This is a genomic window from Actinomycetospora sp. NBRC 106375 (assembly GCF_030269665.1).
Classification (GTDB): domain Bacteria; phylum Actinomycetota; class Actinomycetes; order Mycobacteriales; family Pseudonocardiaceae; genus Actinomycetospora.
Map to the genome: position 1 here is coordinate 226,254 of NZ_BSTS01000009.1, position 25,857 is coordinate 252,110.

Consider the following 25,857-nt stretch of genomic DNA (forward strand, 5'->3'; position numbering starts at 1 on the left):
CGTCTCCTGTCTCAGGAACTCTGGCCGTTGCCGTTGCTGGACGGCGTCTCGCTCGCGCGGGTGACCACGTGGTCGATGAAGCCGTACTCGAGGGCCTCCGGCGCCGAGAACCAGCGGTCCCGGTCGGAGTCCTCGGTGATGCGCTCGAACGTCTGGCCGGTGTGCTCGGCGATCAGCTCGGCCATCTCGCGCTTGAGCTTGCGCATCGACTCGGCGCGGATCGTGATGTCCGATTCGGTGCCGCCGAGGCCGCCCGACGGCTGGTGCATCATGATCTGCGCGTGCGGCAGCGCGAGGCGCTTGCCCTGGGCGCCCGCGGAGAGCAGGAACTGCCCCATCGACGCGGCGAGGCCCATCGCGACCGTCGACACGTCCGGCTCGATCCACTGCATCGTGTCGAAGATGGCCATGCCGGCCGACACCGAGCCGCCGGGCGAGTTGATGTAGAGCGTGATGTCGGACTTGGGGTCCTCGGCGGAGAGCAGGAGCAGCTGCGCCGAGATCTGGTTGGCGATCGTGTCGTTGACCTCCTGACCCAGGACGACGATGCGCTCCCGCAGGAGGCGCTCGTAGACCGAGTCGTTGAGGGTCATCGATCCCCCGGCGGAGCGCATGACCGCCCCGGCCGGGATGGAGAGGTGCTGGCTCACCTGTGTCCCCGCTTTCTCTGCTGAGGTGATCGGTCTGGCGTCGGTCGGGCCCGTCGCATCGAGCACCGTCGACAGTAACCACCGGGACGGGCCGGGAAGTCCGTCGACGGGCCGTGTTCGCTCCTGGCCGATGGATCGGCCGAACGGCGCACCGGGCGACCGCGCCGTGCGTGTCCGGACGGTCAGGCGCGGGACGTCGAGTCGGGCGCGCCGACGACTTCGGCGTCCGCCGTGTCGCCCGCCTCCACCTGCGAGCTCGGGGAGTCGGGATCGCTGGCGTCGGTGTCGGCGTCCGCGACCTGGGTGGCAGTGGAGCCGGCGGGGTCGGCCGGGCCGGCGGCCGCGTCGGCGCCCTCGACGACGACCTCGTCGCCGTCCTCCCCGGCCTCGCCGTCGCCGGTGCCGAACAGCTCGGAGAGGTCGACCTGCTCACCGTCGGGGCCGTTGACCGTGGCCGCCTGCACGACGGTGGCGAGCGCCTTGCCGCGCCGCACGTCGGCGAAGATCGCGCCGAGCTGGTTGGCCTGCTGCGCCTGCTGGATGTACTCCTCGGGGCTCACCCCGAAGCGCTGGGCCTGCATCATGATGCGTTCCATCAGCTCGTTCTGCTCGACCTGGACGCCGGACGAGTCGGCGATCTGGTCGAGGAGGAGCTGGGTCTTGACGGCCTGCTCGGCGCTGGTGCGCAGCTCGGCGTCGAACTCCTCGCGGGTCTGGCCCTGGGACTCGACGTACTGGTTGAGCTTCTGCTCGTCGTGGTCGAACTCGTGGACGGCCTCGTGGGCACGGACGTCGACCTCGGACTGCACGACCGACTCGGGCAGCGGCACGTCGGCGGCCTCGAGCAGCGCGTCGAGCACGCGGTCGCGCGCCTGGCTGCCCTGCTCCATCTTCTTCACCCGGGCGTAGCGGGTGCGCAGGTCGTCCTTGAGCTCGTCGAGCGTGTCGAACTCGCTGGCGAGCTGGGCGAACTCGTCGTCGGCCTCGGGGAGCTGGCGCTCCTTGACCGTCTGCACGGTCACCGTGACCTCGGCGTCCTTGCCGGCGTGGTCGCCGGCGACCAGCTCGGTCGTGAACTGCTTGGTCTCCCCGGCCGTCATGCCCTCGAGCGCCTCGTCGAGGCCCTCGATGAGCTGGCCCGAGCCGACCTCGTGGGACATGCCCGTGGTCTGGGCCTCCTCGACCGCCTCGCCGTCGACGGTCGCCGAGAGGTCGATGACGACGAAGTCGCCGTTCTGCACCGCGCGGTCGACGCCGGTCAGCGTGCCGAAGCGCGCCTGCAGACCCTTGAGCTGCTCGTCGACGTCGGCGTCGGTGACCTCGGCGTCGTCGACCTCCACGGAGATCGACGAGTAGTCCGGGACCGTGATCTCGGGCCGGATGTCGACCTCGGCGGTGAAGGCGACCTTGTCGCCGTCCTCGATCTCGGTGACCTCGATCTCGGGCTGGCCCAGCGGCTGGAGCTCGGCCTCGGACACGGCCTCGCCGTACTTCGCGGGCACGGCCTCGTTGACGACCTCTTCGAGCACGACCCCCCGCCCGAGGCGCTGGTCGAGGATGCGCGCGGGCGCCTTCCCGGGGCGGAAGCCCGGGATGCGCACCTGCTGCGCGATCTTCTTGTAGGCCCGGTCGAAGTTGGGCTTGAGCTCGTCGAAGGGCACCTCGACGGCGAGTTTGACGCGCGTCGGCGACAGGTGCTCGACGGTGGACTTCACTGGTCGTCTCTCCTCGGGGCAGGGCGCTCGTGCTGTGACCCGGTAGCCCTGCGGCGTACGACGGGTCGGTCCGTGGCGTGACGCGGGAGGCCACCCTCACCGCTCACGGTCGAGGAGCACCGGAGGCCCGGTGCCTGCACCTGCTGACGCGCCCGCCCGGGCGTGGCGGCGAGTCTAGACGTGACCCCCGACCGCGCGCCGTGGCGCCCGTCCGCGGCCGCGTGTCCGGGGTGTGCCGGGGTACGGACGGGGCGGTCCCGCCGCCGGGCTCCGGGAGCCGACCGCCGATCTCATCGTCGAGCTCGCGACGTGGTCCGCCGACCGCCGCCGGGGACCGCCCACCTCCCCCGCCCGCCGACGCGTCGCTCGTTCGGGCGGCGACACGCCGAGACGTGCGACCGTTCGGACGACAACAGGCCTCCTCCCCGCGCTGTGGGACTCCACCCGCGCGGCCTGGCACGGTGGGGAGGCCAGCAGCTCAGGTGGCCCCGCCCGCTCCCCGGCGCGGCCCCGACGAGGAGGGACAGTGACCCGGATGAAGAAGACCCGCGGCTTCATCGAGCGCGCTCTCGAGACCTTCGAGATGTTCGCCGGCTACGGCACCAAGCGCCGCAAGCGCGCCCGGCGCTGACGGTGTGACGGGCGGGTCGGCGGCCTCCCCCGAGAGACCTCCCGCGCGGTCGGCGGACTGCTCCCGGTGCCTGGCGCTGTGCTGCGTCGGGCCCGGGTTCACCGCCTCGGCCGACTTCGCGATCGACAAGCCGGCCCGCACCCCCTGCCCGCACCTCGACCCCGACTCGTGGTGCGGCATCCACGACCGCCTCCGGGAACGCGGCTTCCCGGGCTGCGTGGTGTTCGACTGTTTCGGCGCCGGTCAGCAGGTCGTGCAGGTGACCTTCGGCGGGTCGGAGCGCCGCGTCCCGGCGATGCTCGACGTCCTCGAGGTGCTGCGACCGCTGCACGAGGTGCTCGCGCTGCTCGACGAGGCGGCGCGCTCCCCGGCGGTGGGCGCGGAGGCCGCCGCGCTCGTCGCGCGGGTCGAGGCGCTGGTCGCGGCCGACGCCGACGCGCTCGCCGCGATCGACGTCGGCGCGGTCCGGCGCGAGGCCGGCGCCCTGTTCGACGAGCTGGTCGTCGCCGCCCACGCCGGCGTGCCCGGCGAGGACCTGCGCGGTGCCGACCTCGTCGGCGCCGACCTGCGGCGCCGCGACCTGCGCGCCGCCCGCCTCCGGGGCGCGCTGCTCGTCGGCGCCGACCTCCGCGGTGTCGACCTCGACCGCGCCGAGCTCCTCGGCGCCGACCTGCGCGGGGCCGACGTCCGCGGGGCGCGGTTGCACGGCGCCCTGCTCCTGACCGCCCCGCAGCTGACCGCGGCCGCCGGCGACGCCGCGACGACCGTGCCCGCCCACGTCGGCCGGCCGGCGCACTGGGCTGCCCTACCGTCGCGCCCGTGACCCTGCGCTCGATCGCGCTGTTCGTGCTCGCCGCGGTCCTCGAGATCGGGGGCGCCTGGCTGGTGTGGCAGGCGCTGCGCGAGGGGCGGGCCTGGTGGCTCGCCGCGCTCGGCGTGCTCGCGCTCGGGTGCTACGGCTTCGTCGCCGCGTTCCAGCCCGACGCCGCGTTCGGCCGCGTGCTGGCGGCGTACGGCGGCGTGTTCGTCGCCGGCTCGCTCGCCTGGGGCGTCGTGCTCGACGGCTACCGGCCCGACCGGTTCGACGTGCTCGGCGCCGTCATCTGCCTCGTCGGTGTCGGCGTGATCATGTACGCGCCCCGCTGAGCCGCGTGTCGAGCTCGGCGAGGTCGGCGACGAACCACAGCTCGCGCCCCGCGTTCGCCTCGCGCATCCAGTCCCGCAACGGCACCGACGGGTCCTCGACCGGTCCGACGACGACCAGCCGCATGCGGTAGTTGACGAACTTCTGCACGATCGCGCCGGCCACCCCGCTCGCGAGGTGCGTGAACGCGGGGTCGAGCCGCGCGAGCGGGATCGCGACGAGCTCGGCCTCCTCGCCGAACGCCTGCCCGATGACGTCGAGCGCGCCCTGCTCGTCGGCGATCACCGGACCCTGCTCGGGGAGGACGAGGACCCGCACGCCGTGGCGGTCGGTGGTCTGCGCGGTCACGGGCCTGAGCAGATCAGGACGACGGTCCCACCCGCGAGCGAATTCCGGGCGGTGGTGGCCCCGCCGGGAAGAGCCACCTGTCACGGCGGGGCCACCGCGGCTGCTCGCGTGAACCGCTGGGCCCGATGGTGCCCCGTCGTCACATCGTCGGGGCCTGCGGGTCGCTGTCGTCGCCGACGAAGTGGATGTCGAACTCCTTGTTCGTGATGAACAGGAAGGTCACGTCCTGGTCCTGTGTCGCACCGTGCTGCATCACGCCCCCCTCGGGGAACCAGACGAAGCTGCCCGCCGGGTAGTCGCCCTGGTGGGTGTTCAGCACGCCGTCGAGCACGTAGACACCGTGGGCGCAGGGGTGGCTGTGCCACGGGTTGGTGAACCCGGCGCGGTAGACCATCTTCAGGACGGTCATGCCCGTCTCGGGGTCCTGGACGAGCGGCACGTGCTCGAGGTTCGCCTTGATGTACTCCACCGGGAAGCCCTGCCAGGGCTCGGTCGTGGTGTCGACGACGGTGAGTTCGACGGGCGTGCTCGGGGTGGTCACGAGGCCTCCAGGCGCCGGCGGGATGAGTACGCCGCCCGCCTCGCCGCGAGCAGTGTGCCCACCCTGGTGCGGGTCGCCCCCGGGCCACAAGGCGTCGCCGGTCACCGCTCGCGCCACATCACCGTCACGACCGCGACGAGGACGGCGAGCACCGCGAGGCCCGCCACCGAGTGCAGACCGAACTCCGAGGCCTCGTGCCGGAATCGGGTCCGGGTGACCAGGAGGACGAAGAGCACCGCCATCGTCGCGGCGGACCCGGCGAAGACGGTGACGAGCGTCGACGCCGCGTTGCGCGCCCGCGTCAGACCGATCCGCTCCAGAGCCACCGAGTAGAAGACCGCGACGCACGACAGCGCGCAGATCCCGATGAACCCGAGCGCGTTCAGCGCGACGAGCGGGTCGAGCGTCACGAGCCCGGCGAGCGCCGACACGGCCGCGACGGCCCCCAGGACCTGCACGGTCCCGCGCGCGAGGATGCGCATGTTCGGGGGCATCACCGGGCCGAAACTAGACCCGGTGCCGCTCGGCGCCGCGTCGTGCCGCCCCGGTTCCCGTCCCGGGGCTAGAGGCGACGGCCGGACGGATCAGCGCGGGGATCGTCCCGCTCCGACTCCTCGGCGGGCACGACCTGCTCTCTCGACCTCGTCGACCACTGCCCGCGCGCCCGCACCATCAGCGTGACGATCCCGGCGATCACCGCGACCGCCCCGATCACGAGGAACGGCCCGAGCAGCAGGGCCATCCAGTCACCCACGGCGTCCACCCCCGTTCGGCACGGCACCCTGCCACAGGCGAGCGGCCGGTGGATCTCTCGTGGAGGAGTGCGATCGGACCTCAGGTCAGGGCCGGCGTCGCGGTGGAACCGGGCGGCAGGTCCCGCGCGAGGGCGTCCCAGCTCACGTCGTGCTCGACCTCCGCTTTCTCGGCGGGGAGACCGCCACGCAGGCCGAACAGCCGCTTGGAGACGAGCAGGTAGAGCACGACGGCGACGTTGACGACGATCCCGATGATCGTGCCAGGGCTCGCGGAGCTGCTGAGCTGGAGCACCTGGGGCACCAGGAGCAAGGTCGTCAGGACGGTGCTCAGGTACTGACCCCAGCGGGTCGCCCGCCACAGCCCGATGCCCTCGACGGTCTCCAGCAGGAGCAGCACGAGGACGCCGGTGGCGACGAGCCACAGCGGTCCCGCGTCGCCGGAGAGCAGGCTCTGCAGCCCGCCGACCGTCTGGCCTCCGATGATCTCCTGGAGCGACGCGGCACTCACCACGAGGGTCTCGCGCAGCGCGGTCTGGTTGGCCAGGACGGCGACCACACCGCCGAGCACGAGCAGCAGGACGAGCACGTTGAAGGCTCGGGTCAGCGCGATGAGACGCAGGACGACGCGACTCTTGAGGGGACGCCCCCGCGTCGGCAGGACGACCTCGTCACGACCGGCCACGGTCGCGCGGGACGGCTCGGTCGGCGCGGGCAGCAGGATCCACCCGTCGCAGCGCAGGCACCGGTGCGCCCGCGCCCCGCGACCGGCGTTCCGGACGACGAGCGCGTCCTCCGCGGTGACGGACGCGGCGTCGGTACCGACCAGGACGTGGCCCTTCCAGGCGCACGACAGCAGCTCGAAGCAGAGGCGGGACCGACGCTGCTGGGTGCCCGTGCCGGGAGGTCGCACGAAGTCGTCGGTCGGAGCCTGCGAGTGCATCCGGTCGGGCTACCCGACCGACCGGCTGCGCAAAGGAGTCGGCTGCGCATCGGTCCCGCACCGCGTCCTGCGTGGGGTCGCGACGACGTCACCGCAGGTCAGACACGGTCGGGGTGGCGGGATTCGAACCCACGGCCCCTCGCTCCCAAAGCGAGTGCGCTACCAAGCTGCGCCACACCCCGTGGTGGGGAGTCTAGGGGCGGGGCGCGGGGACCGCGGAGGCGCCGCTGCCTCCCGGCCCGTGTCGCAGGCGCGCCGTCGTCGGCGCGCCGCCGACGTCAGTCCAGCCCGCGGACGATGTGGTCGTCCTCGAGAACCTCGACACCGTCCCTGAGTTCCGTTGCGGTGTTCATCCCCGACTCCTCTCCTCGATGTTCGCCGGTCGACTCATCGTGGCGAGGAGTACATCCCTACCGGCCGGTATCGGTAAGAGGTCACGTCCTAATGATCGTTTCAGATCGATCGGTCAAGACACGAACGAGAAGATCGACCGAGGTTTGCGACGGGCTGCGCGGGGCCGCCGGGACGGGGACGGAACGGGCATCCGCTACGGTGGGCGTGGGCCGTGACGGCCCGCCGCGGGCGTAGCTCAATGGTAGAGCCCCAGTCTTCCAAACTGGCTACGCGGGTTCGATTCCCGTCGCCCGCTCCACACCGTTCGTGCAGGTCAGTGCGCTGTTGACCACGGCAGCGCACCGCGCGAGCACAGGGACGACCCCCGTCGTGCGATGAGCGTGCGATGACGACGCCGCCGCATCATCGCCCTCCTCGTCCTCATCAGCCGGTCGCGACCGCTCGACACGAGCGCTGAGACTGTCCGCGATCGCCCGGTCCCGCTCGTCGCCGGTGTGCTGGTAGATCAGCGCCGCGCGCATCGAGGCGTGGCCCATGTGCCGCATCAGCTCCCGGGTGCTGGCGCCCGAGATCGCCACGAGCTGGTTGCCCGTGTGCCGCAGGTCGTGGAAGTGGAACCCGGCCGGTAGGCCGACCTTGACCACCGTCTTCGTCCACGCCGTCTCCCGGTGAAAGTCACCGCGACGCAGCGCCCCGCCTCGCGACCCCGTGAACAACACGGGGCCGACAGCCCTCGGCGATCTTGGAGACGACCGTCATCCGCGCCGTGTACTAGCGAGCAAGCAGTGCGACCGAGGACTGTCTTCATCATACCAACTCTTCAGTTGTTTCATCGAATCATCCTGTCCTATAGTAGGACTATCCGTATGGACAAGCAGTCGGCGGCAGAGGGAGGTGGCGCGATGGACCTGGTCGCTGAGGCGATGCCGCTCGAGGGGACGGGCACGGACATTGCTGGAGAGCGACCAAGGCCGCCGACGGACGTTGCGGCATCACCACGGACGCCGGAGACCTGCCTCTGATCGTGGAGGACCAAGCACTTCGACCTCGTCGTCGAGGGTAGGACGACGCGGACAGGGCGTCGGCGCGCTGACCGTGTGCCGCCTCTCCGTGACAGGACACCCATGAGACCGGGCAGGCGGTCACCGCCCTTTCCACACGAGCGAAGGGATCGATCATGACTTGCCGTCTCAACCCCTTCATCTACTTCGACGACACAGCTCGGCCGGCCATGGAGTTCTACCGCGACGTCTTCGGCGGACATCTCGCGATCAGCACGTTCGCCGAGTTCGGGCAGGCCGAATCGCCAGACGCGAACAAGGTCATGCACGCTCAGCTGGAGACGTCGCAAGGCCTCAGGCTGATGGCGTCCGACACCCCGCAGGGCATGGAGTTCAAGCCCGGCACCAACATGTCGGTCAGCGTGTCCGGGGACGACTCCGCCGATCTGCATGATTACTGGGAGAAGCTGTCTGAAGGCGGCACCGTGACCGTGCCGATGGAGAAGCAGGCATGGGGCGACGAGTTCGGTGCCTGCGTCGACAGGTTCGGCATCTCGTGGATGATCAACATCGACCAACCACGCTAGTGAGATCAAAGCAACCGGCAGGCGAGTTCACCGACCAGGACACCGCTCGCGCTCACCTGCTCATCGCCACAAGCTACCTGCAGAAGATGACAGACCTGGACTGCCGATGGCGCTGACCAGCGCGAAGCAGCCGACGACGATGCCGGCAGCTCCGTAGGACCCGGTGCTGGCCTGGACGAGGAGCAGGAGCGCCTGGCTGCTCATGCCCAGCGGAAGGCGTGCGATCACCGGGCGATGAGGGGCGGTCAGTCGGGGCCAGCACCGGCACCGACCGGTGGCTTCCGGCCGAGGTCGGCCCGGCTGACCGCTCCCCCGGCGCGGCCTTCCACACCGGCTACGCGGGTTCGATTCCCGTCGCCCGCTCCACACCGTCGTCGCAGCTCAGCGGCTCGTGACGAGAAGACTCGTGACGAAGGCCGCCTCACGCGGGCGCCGTCGCGGCGCGCAGCGGGGCGCGGAAGGCCGGGTGGGCCGCGAGGGCGGTCACCTCGATGACGTTGTGAGGGAAGACCGGCAGCGTCCGGAGATGCGCGTCGAGCGCCTCATCGCCGTCGACGTTCCAGATGGCGAGCGTGGTGCCGCCATCGGGGAGTCGCCACATCCACGTGATCGTGCCGTCGTCGATCAGGGCCGTCGCGATCTCGCGCTCGCGCGCCATCAGCTCCTCGCGCTCGTCCGCGGACAGCTCGAGCAGTCCGCCGGTCGGAGTCGCCTTCACGAGATACTCCACGGTGCTCCCCTCGGTGGTGGACGGGCGAAGGTCACGGCGAACGTCGCCCGGCATGATGTCAGGTTCTGACATCAAGCTAGCGCCGATGTCAGTTCGTGTCATCACCTCAGAAGCGCCACCCCGACGTCGTCGCCACGCACGCCGGTCGTCAGCGGCTCCACCGATGAGGAATCGTCGGCCACGTCGTCGGTCCCGGTAGCCCCTCGTGCACCGGTGGAAGGATCGACGACCATGACCGACGTCAGACCGCTGGGCGCCGACGACGCCGAGTTCATCGCGGCGGTCCGCTCGGACGACACGGCACGGTTCACGCTCCTGACGGAGCGACACCGGCGTGAGCTGCAGGTGCACTGCTACCGGATGCTCGCGAACTACGAGGACGCCCAGGACCTGACGCAGGAGACCTTCCTGCGGGCGTGGCGGAAGCGGGAGTCGTTCCGGGGCGACGCCGCGCTGCGGACCTGGCTGTATCGGATCGCCACGAACGCGTGCCTCGACTTCCTGGACAAGCGCGCCGACCGCACCCCGCGGCCGTCCGAGCTGCCGGACCCCGACGCCGAGGTGCCACACCTGCAGCCCTACCCCGACGGGATGCTGCCCGCGGACCCGCAGGAGTGCGTGGTGGCGCGGGAGACGATCGAGCTGGCGTTCATCGTCGCCGTCCAGAACCTGCCGCCGCGGCAGCGGGCGGTGCTCGTGCTGCGCGACGTCCTCGGCTGGCCGGCGACCGCGGCCGCCGACGCCCTCGAGCTCACCGTGGCGTCGGTGACCAGCGCGCTCCAACGGGCCCGCGTCACGATGCGCCACCGGCTGCCCGACCGCCGCCTCGACTGGCGCAGCCCCGCCACCCACGAGATCTCGGACGACGAGCGCGCGGTCGTGGCGTCCTACATCGACGCCCACGAGCGCAACGACCTCGACGGGCTCGCGTCCCTGCTACGCGACGACCTCCGCTTCGCGATGCTGCCCGACCCGGGCACCGTGACCAGGGGGGCCCGGGAGGCGGTGGACGGCTGGGTCTCCGGCGGACTCTTCCGCCGCCACGACGACTGGCGCTGCCTCCCCACCACCGTCAATCGCATGCCGGCCGCCGCGCTGTACCTCCGCGCCCCCGGCGACCCGAGCCACCGGTTGTTCACCCTGGCCGCCCTGCACATCGTGGACGGGGAGATCGCCGAGCTCACCGGGTTCGACGCCGCGGACAAGCCGTGGCTGGGACTGCCGCCGACACTCTGACCGGTCCTCATCGCCTCGTCGCGTAGCGGGTGAGCACCACCCCGCCGGGGAACGTCCGCGTCTCCACGAGGTCCAGGTTCACCCAGCTGTCCAGCGCGGCGAAGAACGGTGTGCCGCCACCCACCAGGACCGGATGGGTGATGACCGCGTACTCGTCGACCAGCCCGGCCCGCATCGCCGCCCTGGCCAGCGTGGCGCCGGCGACCCGCATCGGCCCGCCGTCCTCGGCCTTGAGCCGGGTGATCTCCTCGACCGCGTCGCCGCTGACCAGGCGGGCGTTCCCGTCGACCGCCTCGAGCGTCGAGGAGAACACCACCTTCGGTGTGTCCCGCCAGTTCCGCGCGAACTCGACCTGCGCCGGGGTGGCGCCCGGCTGCTGGTCGCCGGTCGGCCAGAAGGAGTTCATCTCCTCCCACAGCGTGCGCCCGTACAGGAAGGCGCTGATCGCCAGTTCTTCGTCGAGCCACCACCGGAACAGCTCGTCGCTCGGCGCGCTCCAGCCGATGTCGCCGCCGGGCGCCGCGATGTAGCCGTCCAGGGTCACGTTCATGCCGTAGTGCAGTGTCCGCATCGTGCCGACCTCCCGTATGTCGATGTCACCGAGACAGACGGGCGCGGCCCGGAATCCTGATCGGTGCGGGACCAGGAAACGGGGCGTCGGTCAGGCCGGTCGTCGACGCTTCAGCCCCAGCCCGACGTACATGCCCACCAGGGCGACGGCGAGACCGATGAGGGCGTGCACGGTGAGGGCCTCGCCGAGGATCGGGACGGCCGCCAGCGCGGTCGTCGCCGGCACCAGGTTGAGCAGCGAACTGACGTGCACCGTCGACCGCCACTGCAGCAGCAGGAACATCAACGCGAAGGCGCACGCGGAGTTGACGATCCCGAGCCAGAGCGACACCCACCAGCCGGCGGCGTCCGTGGGCAGCCAGCCGACGCCGAGGAACGGCAGCACCGCGACGGTGACCAGCAGCGACGTCCCCATCTGCACGGCGACGCTGGTGGCGACGGGCGTGTCGTCGTTGAACCGCTTCTGGTAGAGCGTCCCGGCCGCCATCGACAGCATGCCGAGCACGGGCAGCACGACGGCCGAGCCGAGCGCGCCGCCGAGCCGGTCGGACAGCACGATGTAGACGCCGCACGCCCCGAGCAACAGCCCGACCACCGGCGCGGCGCCCAGCCGGGTGGCCAGGACCAGCGGCGTCAGCAGGCCGACGAGCAGCGGGGCCATGCCGAGGATCAGGCTCGACACGCCGGCGGGGACGCCCGAGGCGAGCCCGGTGTAGACGAACGTGAACTGGCCGAGCTGCAGCAGCAGCGCCGTCACGGCGAGGTGCACCCACGCCCGACCGCGCGGGAGGGCCGGCCGCGTCCACGCGACCACCACGAGCAGGGCCGCCAGCGCGATGAGGAAGCGCCACAGCAGCACGGTCGGCACGGCCATGTGGGCCGTGGCGATCTTGCCGGCGATGAACCCCGAGGCGTACGTCGGCACGAACAGCACGCTGAGCAGCGTGACCAGCCACCGCGCCGGCGGGATCGAGGTCGACGACGGGGCGGCGTCGTCGACCTGCGTCTCCCCGAGCACGGCCGCCAGTCCATAGCACGGCTAACGACAACGCAAACAGTCGTCGCTCACAGCCTGCTCGGCGGCGCAGTCGCGGGCGCCGGCATGGCGCTCCCCTCGTCGATCGCGTCGACGCCAGCCTGGCAGCCTCCGTGGTCGGGATCACTGTCCGATCGGGCGGGATCGAGATCGTCCCGAGGAGGGGCCGTGGACTGGAACCCGCTGCTGCGCGACCAGGTCGAGTTCCAGTGGAGCTCGTTCCGGCCGCGGCTGGACGACCTCACCGACGAGCAGTACTTCTGGGAGCCGGCGCCGGGGTGCTGGAGCGTGCGCCCGCGCGCGGAGGCCACGTCGCCGATGGCCGCCGGGGCGGGCGAGATGGTGATCGACTTCGCCTTCCCGCCGCCGGACCCGCCCCCGCTGACGACGATCGCCTGGCGGCTCGAGCACATCATCGTGGGCGTGCTGGCGATGCGGGTGGCCGGACACTTCGGCGGGCCGGCGATCGACTACACCACGCGCCGGTACGCAGCGACGGCGCGCGAGGCCGTCGCCGACCTCGACGAGGCCTACGCGGCCTGGACGGCCGGGGTGCGCGAGCTCGGGGAGGCCGGGCTCGCGCGGCCGTGCGGCCCGAGCGAGGGTCCTTACGCCGAGGAGCCGATGGCGGTGCTCGTGCTGCACATCCACCGCGAGCTGCTCCACCACGGCGCGGAGATCGCCCTGCTGCTCGACCTCCACCGCGCCCGGTCGGGCTGATCCCGGCGCGGCGGGCGCCCGGGGCGCCGGGCGCTGAGGACTGCTCCGGCATCATGGGCGGCAATGGCCACCGGGACGGCGGACGCGATCGTGACGACCACCCCTCCCGGGACACCGGGCTCCCCCGCCGGGCCCCGCCCGCGCGACCGGGTGCTGGTCGGCGTCGCGGCGGGCGTCGCCGCCTGGCTGCTCGTGGTGCTGGCCACGCGCCTGCCGTTCGGCTCCCCGCTCGGGGTCGAGGACAACGGCGACGGCTACCGGCTGTTCTGCGGCGCGGGCTTGACGCCGAACACGCTCGACGGGTTTGCGAGCTGGAAGAACGGGTGGATCGCCTCCTACGCCCTCGGGCCGCCGACCTGCGCCGACCCGGTCCCCTCCTCCGCGCTGGTGATCGCGCGGGCGTCGACCCTGCTGGTCTCCGGGTCGTGGTCCCCGGTGGTGCTCGGCTGGATCTACGCGGTGCTGGTCGGCGTGGTCGTGGGCCTCGGGGCGTGGGCGGCCTCGGCGGCCGGGCTCCGACGTGCGCTCGCGATGGCGATCCCGGTGCTGCCGTTGGCCGCGGCGACCTTCCCGCGCTTCTTCGTCTCCACCTACAGCGAGCCGGCCGGTCTCCTCGGCGCCGTGGCGGCGGCGGCCGGGGTGGCGGCGGTGCTCGTCACCCGCCGCGAGCACCGGGCCGCGCGCGTCACCGCCCTCGTCCTCACCGCCGCCGGCGGGCTGCTCGCGACCACCGCGAAGGTCGCCTACGTGCCCCTGCTCGCGGCCGCCGTGCTCGTCTGCGCGGTCACGGCGATCGGCGTCCGGCACACGCGCCGTGCGGGCCCCGCGCTCGCCGTCGCGACCGTGCTGCTCGCCGCGCTGCCCGTCACCGCGGCACTCGACCGCCAGCAGCAGTTCTACGAGTCGGTCAACGCCCACAACCTCGTCTTCACGACGGTCCTGCTCGAGCTCGGGCCCTCCGCGGCCGCCGACCTGGGCATGCCGCCCGCGGCCGTCGCGAGGACCGGGGACGGCTACTTCAACGACGAACCCCGCCCCGACGGGCAGGCGTGGTGGGAGAATGCGATCCTCGACCACCCCGGCGACACCCGGACGGCGGCGCTGGCCCTGCTCGCCGAGCACCCGGCGGCCGCCGCGCGGGCGGTCGGGGTGGGCCTGCAGGCGACGACGTTCGCCGACCTCCGGTACCTGGACTCCCCGCCGGCGCCGCCGTCGACCCTGTCCACGACTTCCGGGGACCTGGGCATGTCGGGCTCCCGCCAGCCCGACCTGTCCCGCGCCCTCAACGACACCGGACGGCCGCCCTGGCTGCCCACCGCGCTCGTCCTCGTGGCGTTCGCGGCCGCGGCCACCGCGCGCTGGCAGGGCCGGGCGGGGCGCTGGTCGCTCGCCGCCGGCCTCTCGGCGGCCACGGCGCTGGCGCTCGTCGTCGTGGCGGTCGCCGGCGACGGCTACTACGAGGTGTTCAAGCACGTCTGGCTCGCGGCCTACCTGCTCGGCCTGTCGGGGCTGTGCCTGGTGGGCGCGGTCGCCACGGGAGCCGTCGGGCTGGTGCGGACCCGCCGGGGGTAGGAAGGACCGGTGCGCGGCTACGGGTTCGTCGGTGTCGGTGGTCCGGATCAACAGGCGTTCCTCGACGTCCCGGTGCCCGAACCCGGCCCCGGCGAGCTCCTCGTGCGGGTGCGCGCCGCGGGGGTCAACCCCGGCGACTGGCGGATGCGCAACGGCGAGTACGGGACCGTCGGCCCGGCGGTGCTCGGGCGCGAGGTCGCGGGCACCGTCGTCGCGGTGGGCCCCGACGTCACCGGCCTCGGGGTGGGCGACGAGGTCTTCGGCGGCTGTCCCGGCATGGTCGGCGGCTGGGCGGAGCAGGCGCTGGTGACGGCGTCGTTCGCCGCGCACCGCCCGCCGGAGGTCTCGGCCCGGGACGCGGCGGCGCTGCCGGTCGCGGCGGGCACCGCGTTCGACGCCCTGGACAACCTGACGCTGCCGGCGGGCTCCACCCTGCTCGTCAACGGCGCGGGCGGCGGCGTCGGCATCCCCACCGTCCAGCTCGCCCGGGCCCGCGGCCTGCGGGTGGTCGGCACCGCGAGCGAGGCCAAGCAGGACCTGCTGGTCGAGCTGGGCGCCACGGCCGTCGTCGGGGGTCGCGACGTCGCGCACCACGTCCGCGCGGCGGCCCCGGACGGCGTCGACGGGGTGTTCGACCTCGTCGGGGGCGACGCGCTGCGTGCCGTGGCGCCCCTGACCGACCCGGCGCACCTGTTCTCCGTCGCCGACAAGCCGCTGGTCGCCGAGCTCGGAGGGCGCGACGTCGCCCGCGACCGCAGCACCCGGGTGCTCGACGCCCTGGCGGCGCTGGTGGCGGACGGCGGGCTCGATCCGTTCGTGCGCACGGTGCTCCCGTTCGACCGCGTCGCCGAGGCGCTCGCGACGGTCGAGGACGGTCACACGCTCGGCAAGGTCGTGATCACGATGGCGGGTGACTGACCGCCCGAGCTGGCGATGTCACGGTGCGCGAACTCCATCGATGGAGTTTCACCCCAACGAGTGAGCCGTCACTCCGTCGAGCGGCGTTCGGGGCCGTCCGCACGCCGATGATGGACCGATCGGCGGTGTGGTGACCGCCGTCCGTTTGACTGAGTCATCGTTCAGTGAACGCACCCTCGATGAGCCGACGTTCACCCCTTCGGGAGACTCTTCCGCGCCGCGATCACCGCGGTGACACACACCGGAAGGAGATCCACCATGACCCGACTGCAGCGCCTCGCCGCGGCCGCCGCGATCGCCGGCGCGGGCAGCCTCGCGCTGTCCGGCGTCGCGAGCGCGTCCGAGTCGCACCCCTCCCACGGCGACGGCGAGTCCGGCCACTCGAGCAGCCACGGCGACCGCAAAGGCCTGGTCGGCGGCCTGGCCGGCGCGGGCGGCGAGCTCGCCGGCGGGGTCGGCGGGCTCGTGGGAGGCGTCGGCGGCGCCGTCGGCAGCGTGCTGGGGAGCGACGCGGTCGGCGACGTCGTCGACGGCCTGATCTAGCCCGTCCTCACTCCGGTTCCTCGGGGGAGCCGGAGCGAGGCGGGCTCGAGCTGGAGGTGCGGGTCCCGGTGGCGCCGGAATCGCCACCGGGCCCCGCACCCTCGGTCATGGTGCCGCTCGCCGGCGCCAGACGCCGGAGCACGTGGTAGCCGACGATGACGACGATCGAGCCGAGGGCGATGCCGGACAGCGACCCGCCGCCGATCGAGAGCGCGACGTCGCCGATGCCGATGACGATCCCGGCGGCGAGGGGGACGAGGACCTCGGGACGGGAGAAGTCGACCCGGTTCTCCACCCAGATCCGCGCCCCGAGCAGCCCGATCATCCCGTAGAGCACGACGGTGATGCCGCCGAGCACGCCGCCGGGCGTGGCCGCGACGACGGCGCCGAACTTGGGGCAGAACCCGATGAGGATCGCGACGGTCGCGGCGACCCAGTAGGCCGCCGTCGAGTACACGCGCGTCGCGGCCATGACGCCGATGTTCTCGGCGTAGGTGGTGGTCGGTGAGCCGCCAACGCCGCCGGCGACTGCGGTCGCGATGCCATCGGCCGCGAGGGCGCGGCCCAGGTACGGGTCGAGGTCCTCGCCGGTCATGCTCGCGACGCCCTTGACGTGCCCCGTGTTCTCGGCGATGAGGGCGATCGCCACCGGCACGATGATCAGGATCGCCGAGGCGCTGAACGCCGGCAGGTGCAGGCCCGGCGCCTCCGGCGTCCCGAGCGGCAGCCCGATCCACGAGGCGTCGCCGACCCCGGAGAGGTCGACGCGCGGGTGCGTCGAGACCGTGCCGGAGGCGTCCGGCCCCGTGATGGGGCCGAGCGTCGCGTCGAGCAGCAGCGAGAGGGCGAACCCGACGACCAGCCCGACGAGCACGCCGAGCCGCGAGAGCATCCCGCGTCCGGCGACGGCGGTGCCCATGACGACGAGCATCGTCACGAGCGCGACGACCTCGTCCTGCGGCCAGTAGGTCCCGGCGACGACCGGGGCGAGGTTGAAGCCGATGAGCATGACCACCGCGCCCGTGACCGCCGGCGGCAGCACGGCGGACACCGCCCGTCCCCCGCCGAGGTGCACGGCGAGCCCGACCAGGGCCACGACGATGCCGCACACCGCGATCGCCCCGGTGACCTCGGCGCTCGTGCCGCCGTCGGCGCGCACCGCGGCGACCACCCCGACGAACGAGGCGCTGGTCCCGAGATAGCTGGGCACCCGGCCGCGCGTCATCAGCAGGAACAACATCGTCGCGAGCCCGGAGAGCAGGATCGCGAGGTTCGGGTCGAGGCCCATCAGCACCGGGAAGACGAACGTCGCCCCGAACATCGCCAGCACGTGCTGGGCCCCGAGCCCCACCGTGCGCCCCCACGACAGCCGCTCGTCGGGCCGGACGACCTCGCCCGGGGCGGGTGCGCGTCCGTCGCCGTGGACCGTCCATCCCGTGATCACGGCGCACAGGCTAGGGCGTCGGGCGGCGCGCCATCCCGTCGAGCAGCAGGTTGAGGTAGCGCGGCCACCGTCCCGAGTCGTGCTCCGCGGTGACGACCGCCATGTGCACGATCACCGGGAGGTCGACCGGCTCGAGGTCGGCGCGGACCACGCCGGCCGCCTGCGCGCGCGCCAGCAGCTCGCCGAGCGGGGCGAGCGTGCGGGCCGTCAGCTCCGGGGTGAACGCGCCGGTCGCCTTCGCCGCCATGAGCAGCCCGCGGTGGCGGGTGACGCCGTCGACGAGGCCTTCGAGCACGCCGGTCAGCGCCGCCCACGGGTCCTCGACCTCGGCGGCATCGGCGAGCAGCGGTTCGACGGACTCGGCGACGTAGTCCTCGAGCACCGCCGCCACGAGCTCGTCGCGCCCGGCGAACCGCCGGTAGAGCGTCGACGGCGCCACCCCCGCCCGCCGGGCGACCTCCTCGAGGGCCACCTCCGCCCCGCCGGCCTCGATCGCCGCGCGCGCGGCGGCGAGGATCGCGGCGTGGTTGCGGGCGGCGTCGGCGCGCAGGCGCCGGTCGGGACGCAGCAGCGGTTGTGCCGTCGAACCCGACGTCGCGGACATCGGCGTCAGCCTACGGCTCAGTCGTCGACGAGGCTCAGCGCGCCCGACGGGCACTGTGCGACGGCGTTGCGGACCTCGGTCTCCTGGTCGGGCGACGGGTGGTCCTCGAGCACCTCGACGATCGCGTCGTCGTCCTGGTCGAAGACGTCCTCGGCGGCGAGCACGCAGTTGCCCGCCCCGATGCAGATGTCCCGGTTGGCCTCGATCTTCACGGCGTTCTCCCTCGGTGGTGGTGGGTCACCAGGTGACGGGCAGCGCGCGCAGCCCGTGCACGACGGTGGCCGAGCGGAACTCGACGTCCTCGAACGGTATGCCCGGTGCGAGCGTCGGGAAGCGCCGGAACAGGGCCGGGAACGCGACGGCCATCTCGGCGCGGGCCAGCGGGGCGCCGAGGCAGTGGTGCACGCCGTGCCCGAACGCGACGTGCGGGGCGATCGTCCGGGTGACGTTCAGGTCGTCGGGGTGCTCGACCGCGGCCGGGTCGCGGTTGGCCGCGGGCAGCGAGAGCACCAGCAGCTCGCCCGCCGCGACGGGGACGCCGCCCACCTCGGTGTCCTCGCGGACCAGCCGGGGGACCCCGGAGTGCACGACGGAGAGGTAGCGCAGCAGCTCCTCGATCGCCGGGGCGACGGCGTCGGGCTCGTCGCGGACGCGCGCGAGCTGGTCGGGCGCGCGCAGCAGCGCGAGGGTGCCGAGGCCGAGCATGTTCGCCGTCGTCTCGTGCCCGGCGATGAGCAGCAGGGACGCGATGCCGACGAGCTCGCTGCGAGTGATGTCGTCGCCGTGCTCGCGGATGAGCATGCCGAGCATGTCGTCGCCGGGCTCGGCCCGCGCACGGTCGACGAGCTCGCCCATGTAGGCGCGCGACTCCATCGCGACGCGTCCCCGCTCCTCGAGCGGCCGGCTGATGTCGATCTGACGCGCGGCGCGGCCCTGGAACTCGGCGCGGTCGTCGTACGGGACGCCGAGCAGCTCGCAGATGACGAGGCTGGGCACCGGGAGCGCGAACGCGCCGACCAGGTCGGCCGGGGGCCCCGCGGCGGCCATGGCGTCGAGGTGGTCGTCGACGATCTCGGTGATGCGCGGCTCGAGGCGGCGGATGCGCTTGACCGTGAACTCGCCGGTGAGCAGGCGGCGCAGGCGCGTGTGCTCGGGCGGGTCGGTGGCGAGCAGGTTGCCGGCGCGGGGGTCGATGCCGTCTTCCCCGTCGGGCGTCGGCAGGCGCGGCAGCCCGGTGTTGGAGAAGCGCGCGGCGTCGCCGAGCACCTCACGGACGTCGGCGTAGCGCGTCACGAGCCGCGCGGTCGCGCCGAACGGCGTGGTGAACGTCGGGAAGCCCGGCTCGTCGCGCACCGCCTGGGTCTCGGGCAGCGGGGCGAACCGGTCGCGCTGCATGTGGCGCGGGACCGGGGGTGGGTCCTGATGGGTGGTGGTGCTCATCGTCGCTCCCGTCCTCGGGGTCGGACACCACCGACCGTACCCCGAAACGGGAGCACACTTGCATTTACGTCGATCTCACGTCTGCGGGCTCGTGCGGGCGGATAGTCCGGGCCCATGAGTGCAGCGAACGGAGAGCGCGTCGTCCTCGTGACCGGGGCGGGCCGCGGGCTCGGGGTCGAGATCGCGCGCCAGCTGACAGACGCCGGCGGGACAGTCGTCGTCGCCGCCCGCGACCCCGAGGCGGGCGCGTCGACGGCGAAGGAGCTCGGCGACCGGGCGTGGCCGCTGACCCTCGACGTCACCGACCCCGCATCCGTGCAGGCCGCGGTGGAGGCCGTGGACCGCCGGCACGGGCGGCTCGACGCGCTGGTGAACAACGCGGCGACGAACTTCGACCCCGGCTCCGACCCCGTCACCGAGGACCTGTCGGTGGCCGACGGGGCGTGGCGGACGAACGTCCTCGCGCCGTGGAGGCTGACCCAGGCGTTCGTGCCGCTGCTGCGCGCCGGGAGCGACGCGGTGGTCGTCAACGTGACCAGCAGCCTCGGATCGCTGACGGGCATGGGCGCGCACTCGCCCGCCTACAGCGTCTCGAAGGCCGGGATCAACGCGCTGACCCGCGTGTTCGCCGACGCCCTGACCCGCGACGGCATCGCGGTCCACGCGGTGTCGCCGGGCTGGACCGCGACCGACATGGGCGGTGCGGGCGGGCGTCCGGTCGCCGACGGCGCCGCCGGGATCATCGACGTCGTCCGCTCCCCCGCCTCGCACCCCTCCGGCTCGTTCCTCCAGGACGGCCGGCACGTCCCCTGGTGACCCCTATGTGAGCAGTTGGCGCCCCTATGAGGGCGCCAACTGCTCACGTACCAAGGGCGCGCGCCGTGTCCACGAAATGCGCGACGGCGGGTGAGCGGTCGGACGTCCGCCAGGCGACCTGCAGGGCGATCATCGGGACGTCGCCGGAGAGCGGGCGGAACTCCACGCCCGGCAGGCGCAGGTTCGCGTAGTACGCCGGCTGCAGCGACACCCCGAGGCCCGCGGCGACCAGCCCCAGCTGGGTCTCGATGTCGGCGCCCTCGGCCACGATGCGCGGGCTGAACCCGTGCTCGCGGCAGTAGGCCGTGAGGATGTCGAAGAACGCCATCCCCAGGGGCCGTGGCCACAGCACGAACGGCTCGTCGGCGAGCGACTCCGGCTCGACCTCGGTCCGCGCGCACAGCGGGTGGTCCCCGGGCAGCGCGACGATCAAGGGCTCCGAGACGAGGTGCTCCACCGACACCGCGGCCGTCGGCGAGGCGGCCCGCACGAGGCCGACGTCGAGCCGTCCGTCGGCGAGCGCGACGAGCTGCGCCGCGGTGTCCTGCTGGGAGACCTCGAGCTGCAGGTCGGGGAACGACGCCCGCATCGCCCGCAGGATCCGCGGGGTGATCGAGGCGAGGGCCGTGCCGACCGACCCGACGACGAGCAGCCCCACCGCCCCGTTCGCCGCCTGACTCACGAGCGACTGGGCCCGCTCGGCCTCGAAGAGCACGCGCGGCGCCGCGTCGAGCAGCACCCGCCCGGCCGGGGTGAGCTCGGTGGCCCGGCTCGTGCGGTCGAACAGCGCCGCACCGAGGTTCTTCTCCAGCGAGCGGATCTGCTGCGAGAGGGCGGGCTGGCTGACGTGCAGGCGCCGGGCCGCGCGGCTGAAGTGCAGCTCCGAGGCCACGGTGAGGAACACCCGCAGCTGGCGCAGCTCGACGTCCATGACGGCGATCCTGCCCGCCGCCGGGCATAAGTCGCAGCTGATGACAGCAGTGGCAGGGTCGATCGCGGATCACCACCACGCCGGCCGCACGGCGAGCAGGGTCGGAAGGGCACATCCGAGACCCACCCCGGAGCGACACCGTGCCCCATCCCGAACTCCGCTACGTCGTCATCGGCTGCGGAGGCCTCGGCTCCGCCGCGACCTACTGGCTCTCCCGCGCGGTCGGCGGCCGTGTGCTGGCCCTCGAGCGCCATGCGCTGGGCCACGACCACGGCGCCAGCCAGGACCACTCGCGGATCATCCGCTACGCCCAGCACCAGGACGCCTACGCCGCCCTCGCCCCGGCGGCCTACGCCGCGTGGCGCGACGTCGAGCGCGTCTCCGCCCAGCCGCTCGTGACCGAGACCGGCGGCCTCGTCATCGAGGACGTCGAGAGCCGCCAGGGGCTCGCCACCGGCGGCCGCGACATCGGCGGCTACGCGGCGGTCGCCGACCGGCACGGCGTCGACTTCGAGCTGCTCGACGCCCGGGCCGTGGAGCGCCGCTGGCCGCAGTTCCACCTCACCGGCACCGAGCAGGCCTTCTACCAGCGCCGCACCGGCATCGTCGACGCCCGCCGCGCCAACGCCACGCACGTCGCCCTGGCCCGCGGGCACGGCGCGGAGATCCGCGAGCACAGCCCTGTGCGGGCGCTGCGGCCGTGCCGCGACCACGTCGAGGTCGTGCTCGACGACGAGGTGATCCGCGCCGAGCACGTCGTCGTCGCCGCCGACGCCCGCACCAACGAGGTGCTCGACGGCGTCGCCGACCCCCTGCCCCTGACCGTCCTGCAGGAGCAGGTCACCTACTACGCGACGCCGAACCTGCTCGACTTCTCGCCGGACCGCTTCCCGGTGTTCATGTGGCACGGCGCGGACAACTTCTACGGCTTCCCCGTCCACGGCGAGGTCGCCACCAAGCTCGGCCAGCACATGGGCGGCCACGAGGTCACCGCCGACACCCGCACCTACGACCCGGACCCGCTGCGCCGCAAGCGCCAGGAGACGTTCCTCGCCGACCACGTCCCGGGCTTCGGCGGGCCCGAGCTGTACACGAAGACCTGCCTGTACACGATCCCGCCGGACCAGCACTACGTGATCGACACCGTGCCCGGCGAGCCGCGCGTCAGCGTCGCCGTCGGGGCCGGGCACGCCTTCAAGTTCGCCTCGCTGATCGGGCGCATCCTGGCCGACCTCGCGACCACCGGCGCCACCCGGCACCCGATCGCGACGTTCGCCCTCGACCGCCCCGCCATGACCGACCCGACCTGGGGGCGCGCCTTCCATGTCTGACCTGCTGACCCGCTCCCCCGGCTGGTCGCTGCCGCAGGCGGCCTACACCGACCCGGACCTCTACGACGCCGACCTCGACCGCGTCTTCGCCGCGCACTGGCTCTTCGCCGGCCACACCGCGGAGCTCGACGCCCCCGGCCGCTACCTCACCGTCGACGTCGGCCGCGACCGCGTGATCGTCGTCCGCGGTGAGGACGGCGCCGTGCACGCCCACCACGACGTCTGCGCCCACCGGGGATCGCGGGTGACGGCGGAGCCGCGGGGCCGGGTGAAGGCGTTCGTCTGCCCGTACCACCAGTGGGTCTACGGGCTCGACGGGACGCTGCGCTCGGCGCGGCTCATGGGCGACTGCTTCGCGACGGCGTCCTACCGGCTCGCCCCGGTCGCGGTCCGCGAGACCGCCGGCCTCGTGTTCGTCTGCCTCGCCGACGACCCGCCGGCCTTCGAGCCGTTCGCCGCCGCCCTCGAGCCCCGGCTCGGGCCCCACGGGCTCGCCGACGCGCGCATCGCCGTGCGTCACCACTACCGCGTGGCGGCGAACTGGAAGACGCTCGTGGAGAACAACCGCGAGTGCTACCACTGCGCCGGCAGCCACCCCGAGTTCTCGCTGTCGAACTTCGACGTCGGCGTCCACGGCGACGTGCGCACCAACCCCCGCTACGACCGCGCCCTGGCCGACGCGCGCGCCCACTGGAGCGCGCAGGGCCTGCCCGCCGAGGACGTCAGCTTCCCCGGCGGCGACTGGTACCGGATCGCCCGGCTGCCGCTGCGCGAGGGCTACGTCAGCGAGACGCTCGACGGTCAGCCGCTGGCCCCGCCGATGGGGACGCTCTCCGACCCCGACGTCGGCAGCCTGCGGATGGTCTCGCTGCCCAACATGTGGGGCCACGCCAACGCCGACTACGCGATGACGACGCGCCTGACCCCCGTCGACGTCGCGACCACCGACGTCGAGCTCTGTTTCCTCGTCGCCCGCGACGCCGTCGTCGACGAGGACGACCTCGCCGCGGTCTGGCGCGCCACCTCGGAGCAGGACTGGGAGCTCTGCGAGCGCAATTACGCGGGCATCGCGTCCCGCGGTTACCGTCCGGGACCGCTCTCGCCGGTCGTCGAGGCCTCCGTCGAGTCGTTCCTCGACTGGTACCTCGACGCCCTCGGCGGCGCGGCGCGCGCGGCCTGACCCGTCCCGCTCCTCGCGAACCTCCCCGGCTCGGGTGATTGAAGTGACGCATGTGGGTGACAAGACTGCCTGCTGCGGCCGCCGAGATCGAGACTCGACGCCGTTGTTCAGCAGCGAGGGGCGGGGACGGACATGGGCTGGCGACCGGTGGTGGCGGGGCTGCTCGGCGGGGTGCTGGTGAGCACCGCGCTGGTGCTCGGTGCGGGACCCGCGGCCGCGGGGCTGCCCGGCGGGAGCCCGGCGAGCGGCGGCGACGGGACGCGGCGGGTCGCGCTCGGCGACTCGTGGGCGGCGGGCACCGCGGCCGGCGCGATCGAGGCGGCGTCCGGCCCGTGCCGGCGCAGCACCCTCGCGTACGCCCCGCTGCTCGCCCGCGCCGCCGGCGACACGGCGTGGACGTCACGGGCCTGCGCGTCGGCGTCGAACAGCGCCGGCAACGGGCAGTTCACCTCGCTCGAGGAGGGCACCGAGGTCGTCACCGCGACCGTCGGCGGCGACGCGACGGGCCTCGGCGCCCTCGCCGCGGCCTGCTCGACGGCCGGCACGCCGGCCCGCTGCGACGCCGCGGCCGCCCGCTTCGACAAGGCGATCACGGCGCTGCCCCGCGCCCTGGACTCCTCGCTCGCCGACATCCGCAGCCGGGCGCCCCGCGCCGCGGTCACCTTCACCGGCTACCCCTTGATCGCCGACGGCCAGGCGTGCCCGCAGGGCCCCGCGGACGCGGCCCGGGCGGCGCGCGTCGACGACGCGGTCAACCGGCTGGACACCGTGCTCGCCGACCGCGTCGCCGCCGCCGGGATGCGCTTCGTCGACGTCCGGGCCGCCTTCGCCGGGCACGGCGTGTGCAGCCACGCCCCGTGGCTGACGTCGCTGACCGACAGCGAGGCACTGCTCGCCGGCGGCCCGTCCGCCGACGGCCACGCGCTCGGTGTGCTCTCCGCCCTCGCCGCGGCCGGGCCCACCGCCCCGCCGGCGGCGACCCCGACCCCTACGGCGCCCTCCGAGCCGTCCGACGGCCGTGCGTTCGCCGACCTGGAGGCGCCGCTCTTCGCCGGCTGAGGGCGTGTCAGCGGTGGGCCACCGCTGACACTTCGCGTCCGTAGCGCCACACGCTCGACCGTCACTTCGGGGTGCGGTGCGCGCGGCGGTCGGTCGCTGCCGTGATCACGGGTGTCGTCATGCACGTCCGTACGCCCGGGAGGTGCGTGGGGACGCCCGTGATCTCCCTGGCGGGCGGGGCGAGGACCCCCGCCGCGTGATCACGGGCGACGTCATCCACCTCCGGACGCTCGCGAGGTGCGTGGCGACGCCCGTGATCTCCCTGGTTCGGGGGCGGCGGCCTCAGCCGAACACCTCGAACGCGAGGCGCGCCGGCCCGTCGCCGCCGGTGGTCATGAGGACGATCTCCCGCGCCTGCTCGAGGACGGGCCGGGGGTCGAGCGCCGAGAGGTAGGCGTGCTGCTCGGCGAGCGAGGCGATTGCCGCCTCCCGCCACCCGGTGACGTCGACGGCGTGCGTCGGTTCCGTGGACGCGGCCACGGCGACGTGCCGGACGCCGTTCCAGGGTTCGAACCCCTCGTCGAGGAGCTCTCCGAAGACCCACCGGTTGCCCGCGTCGCCGACGGCGTCGATGGTCGCGCGGCCGACGGCGCGGTGGTCGGCGCTGTTCCACGCCCCGGGGCCGAAGGTGTCGCGGTGACTCGGCACGACGACCAGCTCGGGGCGCGCGCGGCGGATCTCCCGCGCGAGATCGCGGCGCAGGTCGAGGCCCTCGACGACCACGCCGTCACGGTGGCCGAGGAAGCGGACCTCGTGCACCCCGACCGCGGCCGCGCTGCGCCGTTCCTCGTCCTCGCGCACGGGCCCCGCCTTCTCCGGCGGCATGTCGTGGATGCCGGCCTCGCCGCGGGTGACGAGCACGTACGACACCGGGCGCCCGCCCGCCGTCCACGCGGCGACGGCGGCGGCGGTGCCGTACTCGAGGTCGTCGGGGTGCGCGGCGATCGCCAGCGCGGACGACCAGTCGTCGGGCAGGGCGGGCAGCTCGCTGTTCATGCCGACAGCGTGGAACCTCGACCAACGTCGAGGTCAAGCGCGGTGTGACCGCGCCACCCGTCGGG

At 73.4% G+C, this 25,857-nt stretch carries 29 protein-coding genes and 2 tRNA genes; 13 read left to right on the top strand and 18 right to left on the bottom strand.

What is annotated here, in order from left to right; all coding sequences use genetic code 11:
- Nucleotides 1–11 precede the first annotated feature (11 nt).
- A complete protein-coding gene (locus QSK03_RS17060) occupies nucleotides 12–614 on the bottom strand; it encodes an ATP-dependent Clp protease proteolytic subunit (protein WP_285654383.1) in 603 nt (200 codons plus the stop codon).
- A 218-nt stretch (nucleotides 615–832) separates the two neighbouring features.
- On the bottom strand, nucleotides 833–2,365 hold the full coding sequence (gene tig, locus QSK03_RS17065; protein ID WP_285654241.1) for a trigger factor: 1,533 nt from the start codon (nucleotides 2,363–2,365) through the stop codon (nucleotides 833–835).
- Between the two features lie 635 nt (nucleotides 2,366–3,000).
- On the opposite strand from tig, the gene QSK03_RS17070 reads away from it, so the two are divergent.
- The gene (locus QSK03_RS17070; RefSeq protein ID WP_285654243.1) at nucleotides 3,001–3,819 is read left to right on the top strand and encodes a pentapeptide repeat-containing protein; all 819 of its coding nucleotides are present in this window, start codon (nucleotides 3,001–3,003) and stop codon (nucleotides 3,817–3,819) included.
- Entirely contained in the window at nucleotides 3,816–4,142 is a 327-nt protein-coding gene (locus tag QSK03_RS17075; RefSeq protein WP_285654245.1) for a YnfA family protein, read from the top strand. Before QSK03_RS17070 ends, QSK03_RS17075 begins: the two co-directional genes overlap by 4 nt.
- Here QSK03_RS17075 and QSK03_RS17080 read toward each other — a convergent pair.
- From QSK03_RS17080 to QSK03_RS17105, 6 genes are all read right to left on the bottom strand, one after another.
- Entirely contained in the window at nucleotides 4,123–4,488 is a 366-nt protein-coding gene (locus tag QSK03_RS17080; RefSeq protein WP_285654248.1) for a DUF4180 domain-containing protein, read from the bottom strand. The two genes, QSK03_RS17075 and QSK03_RS17080, sit on opposite strands and share 20 nt — an antisense overlap.
- Nucleotides 4,489–4,627: 139 nt before the next feature.
- Nucleotides 4,628–5,029 carry a cupin domain-containing protein gene (locus QSK03_RS17085; RefSeq protein WP_285654250.1) on the bottom strand — a complete coding sequence of 134 codons (402 nt, stop codon included), beginning with the start codon at nucleotides 5,027–5,029 and terminating at the stop codon, nucleotides 4,628–4,630.
- Between the two features lie 101 nt (nucleotides 5,030–5,130).
- Entirely contained in the window at nucleotides 5,131–5,526 is a 396-nt protein-coding gene (locus tag QSK03_RS17090; protein ID WP_285654252.1) for a hypothetical protein, read from the bottom strand.
- Between the two features lie 65 nt (nucleotides 5,527–5,591).
- The gene (locus tag QSK03_RS17095; RefSeq protein WP_285654254.1) at nucleotides 5,592–5,783 is read right to left on the bottom strand and encodes a hypothetical protein; all 192 of its coding nucleotides are present in this window, start codon (nucleotides 5,781–5,783) and stop codon (nucleotides 5,592–5,594) included.
- A gap of 80 nt (nucleotides 5,784–5,863) precedes the next feature.
- The gene (locus tag QSK03_RS17100; protein WP_285654256.1) at nucleotides 5,864–6,724 is read right to left on the bottom strand and encodes a DUF2127 domain-containing protein; all 861 of its coding nucleotides are present in this window, start codon (nucleotides 6,722–6,724) and stop codon (nucleotides 5,864–5,866) included.
- A 108-nt stretch (nucleotides 6,725–6,832) separates the two neighbouring features.
- Nucleotides 6,833–6,906: transfer RNA gene (locus QSK03_RS17105), tRNA-Pro, on the bottom strand.
- A 396-nt stretch (nucleotides 6,907–7,302) separates the two neighbouring features.
- On the opposite strand from QSK03_RS17105, the gene QSK03_RS17110 reads away from it, so the two are divergent.
- Nucleotides 7,303–7,376 (top strand) — tRNA-Gly (locus QSK03_RS17110).
- On the opposite strand, the gene QSK03_RS17115 is transcribed toward QSK03_RS17110, so the two are convergent.
- Nucleotides 7,345–7,797 (bottom strand): tyrosine-type recombinase/integrase, encoded by a 453-nt coding sequence (locus tag QSK03_RS17115; RefSeq protein WP_285654258.1) that lies wholly within the window; start codon nucleotides 7,795–7,797, stop codon nucleotides 7,345–7,347. The two genes, QSK03_RS17110 and QSK03_RS17115, sit on opposite strands and share 32 nt — an antisense overlap.
- Before the next feature lie 458 nt (nucleotides 7,798–8,255).
- Between QSK03_RS17115 and QSK03_RS17120 the strand changes: the two genes are divergently transcribed.
- Complete coding sequence (locus QSK03_RS17120) at nucleotides 8,256–8,666, top strand: VOC family protein (RefSeq protein WP_285654260.1); 411 nt, start codon at nucleotides 8,256–8,258, stop codon at nucleotides 8,664–8,666.
- Nucleotides 8,667–9,087: 421 nt separating this feature from the next.
- On the opposite strand, the gene QSK03_RS17125 is transcribed toward QSK03_RS17120, so the two are convergent.
- Nucleotides 9,088–9,498: a muconolactone Delta-isomerase family protein gene (locus QSK03_RS17125; protein WP_285654262.1), complete on the bottom strand. Its 411-nt coding sequence runs from the start codon at nucleotides 9,496–9,498 to the stop codon at nucleotides 9,088–9,090.
- Nucleotides 9,499–9,627: 129 nt separating this feature from the next.
- On the opposite strand from QSK03_RS17125, the gene QSK03_RS17130 reads away from it, so the two are divergent.
- Complete coding sequence (locus tag QSK03_RS17130) at nucleotides 9,628–10,632, top strand: RNA polymerase subunit sigma-70 (protein WP_285654264.1); 1,005 nt, start codon at nucleotides 9,628–9,630, stop codon at nucleotides 10,630–10,632.
- A 7-nt stretch (nucleotides 10,633–10,639) separates the two neighbouring features.
- Here the strand turns inward: QSK03_RS17130 and QSK03_RS17135 are convergent, their stop codons facing one another.
- Together QSK03_RS17135 and QSK03_RS17140 are read right to left on the bottom strand one after the other, a co-directional pair.
- Complete coding sequence (locus tag QSK03_RS17135) at nucleotides 10,640–11,203, bottom strand: dihydrofolate reductase family protein (protein WP_285654266.1); 564 nt, start codon at nucleotides 11,201–11,203, stop codon at nucleotides 10,640–10,642.
- 90 nt (nucleotides 11,204–11,293) lie between these two features.
- The gene (locus tag QSK03_RS17140; protein ID WP_285654268.1) at nucleotides 11,294–12,220 is read right to left on the bottom strand and encodes a DMT family transporter; all 927 of its coding nucleotides are present in this window, start codon (nucleotides 12,218–12,220) and stop codon (nucleotides 11,294–11,296) included.
- A gap of 186 nt (nucleotides 12,221–12,406) precedes the next feature.
- Here QSK03_RS17140 and QSK03_RS17145 point away from each other — a divergent pair, with 186 nt between their 5' ends.
- The 4 genes from QSK03_RS17145 to QSK03_RS17160 all read left to right on the top strand — a co-directional run bounded on the left by QSK03_RS17145 (nucleotide 12,407) and on the right by QSK03_RS17160 (nucleotide 15,991).
- Nucleotides 12,407–12,958 carry a DinB family protein gene (locus QSK03_RS17145; RefSeq protein ID WP_285654269.1) on the top strand — a complete coding sequence of 184 codons (552 nt, stop codon included), beginning with the start codon at nucleotides 12,407–12,409 and terminating at the stop codon, nucleotides 12,956–12,958.
- Nucleotides 12,959–13,021: 63 nt separating this feature from the next.
- Nucleotides 13,022–14,530 (top strand): glycan biosynthesis hexose transferase WsfD, encoded by a 1,509-nt coding sequence (wsfD, locus tag QSK03_RS17150; RefSeq protein WP_285654271.1) that lies wholly within the window; start codon nucleotides 13,022–13,024, stop codon nucleotides 14,528–14,530.
- 9 nt (nucleotides 14,531–14,539) lie between these two features.
- Nucleotides 14,540–15,448: an NADP-dependent oxidoreductase gene (locus QSK03_RS17155; protein ID WP_285654273.1), complete on the top strand. Its 909-nt coding sequence runs from the start codon at nucleotides 14,540–14,542 to the stop codon at nucleotides 15,446–15,448.
- Nucleotides 15,449–15,706: 258 nt separating this feature from the next.
- The gene (locus QSK03_RS17160) at nucleotides 15,707–15,991 is read left to right on the top strand and encodes a hypothetical protein (RefSeq protein WP_285654275.1); all 285 of its coding nucleotides are present in this window, start codon (nucleotides 15,707–15,709) and stop codon (nucleotides 15,989–15,991) included.
- A 7-nt stretch (nucleotides 15,992–15,998) separates the two neighbouring features.
- Here QSK03_RS17160 and QSK03_RS17165 read toward each other — a convergent pair whose 3' ends face one another.
- From QSK03_RS17165 to QSK03_RS17180, 4 genes are read right to left on the bottom strand one after another with little or no spacing between them, the layout of a single operon-like run.
- The gene (locus QSK03_RS17165) at nucleotides 15,999–17,432 is read right to left on the bottom strand and encodes a uracil-xanthine permease family protein (protein WP_285654385.1); all 1,434 of its coding nucleotides are present in this window, start codon (nucleotides 17,430–17,432) and stop codon (nucleotides 15,999–16,001) included.
- Between the two features lie 13 nt (nucleotides 17,433–17,445).
- A complete protein-coding gene (locus tag QSK03_RS17170; protein WP_285654277.1) occupies nucleotides 17,446–18,039 on the bottom strand; it encodes a TetR/AcrR family transcriptional regulator in 594 nt (197 codons plus the stop codon).
- 17 nt (nucleotides 18,040–18,056) lie between these two features.
- The gene (locus QSK03_RS17175; RefSeq protein WP_285654279.1) at nucleotides 18,057–18,251 is read right to left on the bottom strand and encodes a ferredoxin; all 195 of its coding nucleotides are present in this window, start codon (nucleotides 18,249–18,251) and stop codon (nucleotides 18,057–18,059) included.
- A gap of 25 nt (nucleotides 18,252–18,276) precedes the next feature.
- Complete coding sequence (locus QSK03_RS17180) at nucleotides 18,277–19,479, bottom strand: cytochrome P450 (protein ID WP_285654281.1); 1,203 nt, start codon at nucleotides 19,477–19,479, stop codon at nucleotides 18,277–18,279.
- Nucleotides 19,480–19,593: 114 nt separating this feature from the next.
- On the opposite strand from QSK03_RS17180, the gene QSK03_RS17185 reads away from it, so the two are divergent.
- Entirely contained in the window at nucleotides 19,594–20,295 is a 702-nt protein-coding gene (locus tag QSK03_RS17185) for an SDR family NAD(P)-dependent oxidoreductase (protein ID WP_285654283.1), read from the top strand.
- A 43-nt stretch (nucleotides 20,296–20,338) separates the two neighbouring features.
- On the opposite strand, the gene QSK03_RS17190 is transcribed toward QSK03_RS17185, so the two are convergent.
- Nucleotides 20,339–21,226, bottom strand: coding sequence for a LysR family transcriptional regulator (locus QSK03_RS17190; RefSeq protein WP_285654285.1), 888 nt, complete (start codon nucleotides 21,224–21,226; stop codon nucleotides 20,339–20,341).
- 140 nt (nucleotides 21,227–21,366) lie between these two features.
- Here QSK03_RS17190 and solA point away from each other — a divergent pair, with 140 nt between their 5' ends.
- From solA to QSK03_RS17205, 3 genes are all read left to right on the top strand, one after another.
- Nucleotides 21,367–22,557: an N-methyl-L-tryptophan oxidase gene (solA, locus tag QSK03_RS17195; protein ID WP_285654287.1), complete on the top strand. Its 1,191-nt coding sequence runs from the start codon at nucleotides 21,367–21,369 to the stop codon at nucleotides 22,555–22,557.
- On the top strand, nucleotides 22,550–23,737 hold the full coding sequence (locus QSK03_RS17200) for an aromatic ring-hydroxylating oxygenase subunit alpha (RefSeq protein WP_285654289.1): 1,188 nt from the start codon (nucleotides 22,550–22,552) through the stop codon (nucleotides 23,735–23,737). Before solA ends, QSK03_RS17200 begins: the two co-directional genes overlap by 8 nt.
- Before the next feature lie 132 nt (nucleotides 23,738–23,869).
- Nucleotides 23,870–24,796 (top strand): GDSL-type esterase/lipase family protein, encoded by a 927-nt coding sequence (locus tag QSK03_RS17205; protein WP_285654291.1) that lies wholly within the window; start codon nucleotides 23,870–23,872, stop codon nucleotides 24,794–24,796.
- 282 nt (nucleotides 24,797–25,078) lie between these two features.
- On the opposite strand, the gene QSK03_RS17210 is transcribed toward QSK03_RS17205, so the two are convergent.
- Nucleotides 25,079–25,792 (bottom strand): PIG-L deacetylase family protein, encoded by a 714-nt coding sequence (locus QSK03_RS17210; protein WP_285654293.1) that lies wholly within the window; start codon nucleotides 25,790–25,792, stop codon nucleotides 25,079–25,081.
- Nucleotides 25,793–25,857: the final 65 nt, after the last annotated feature.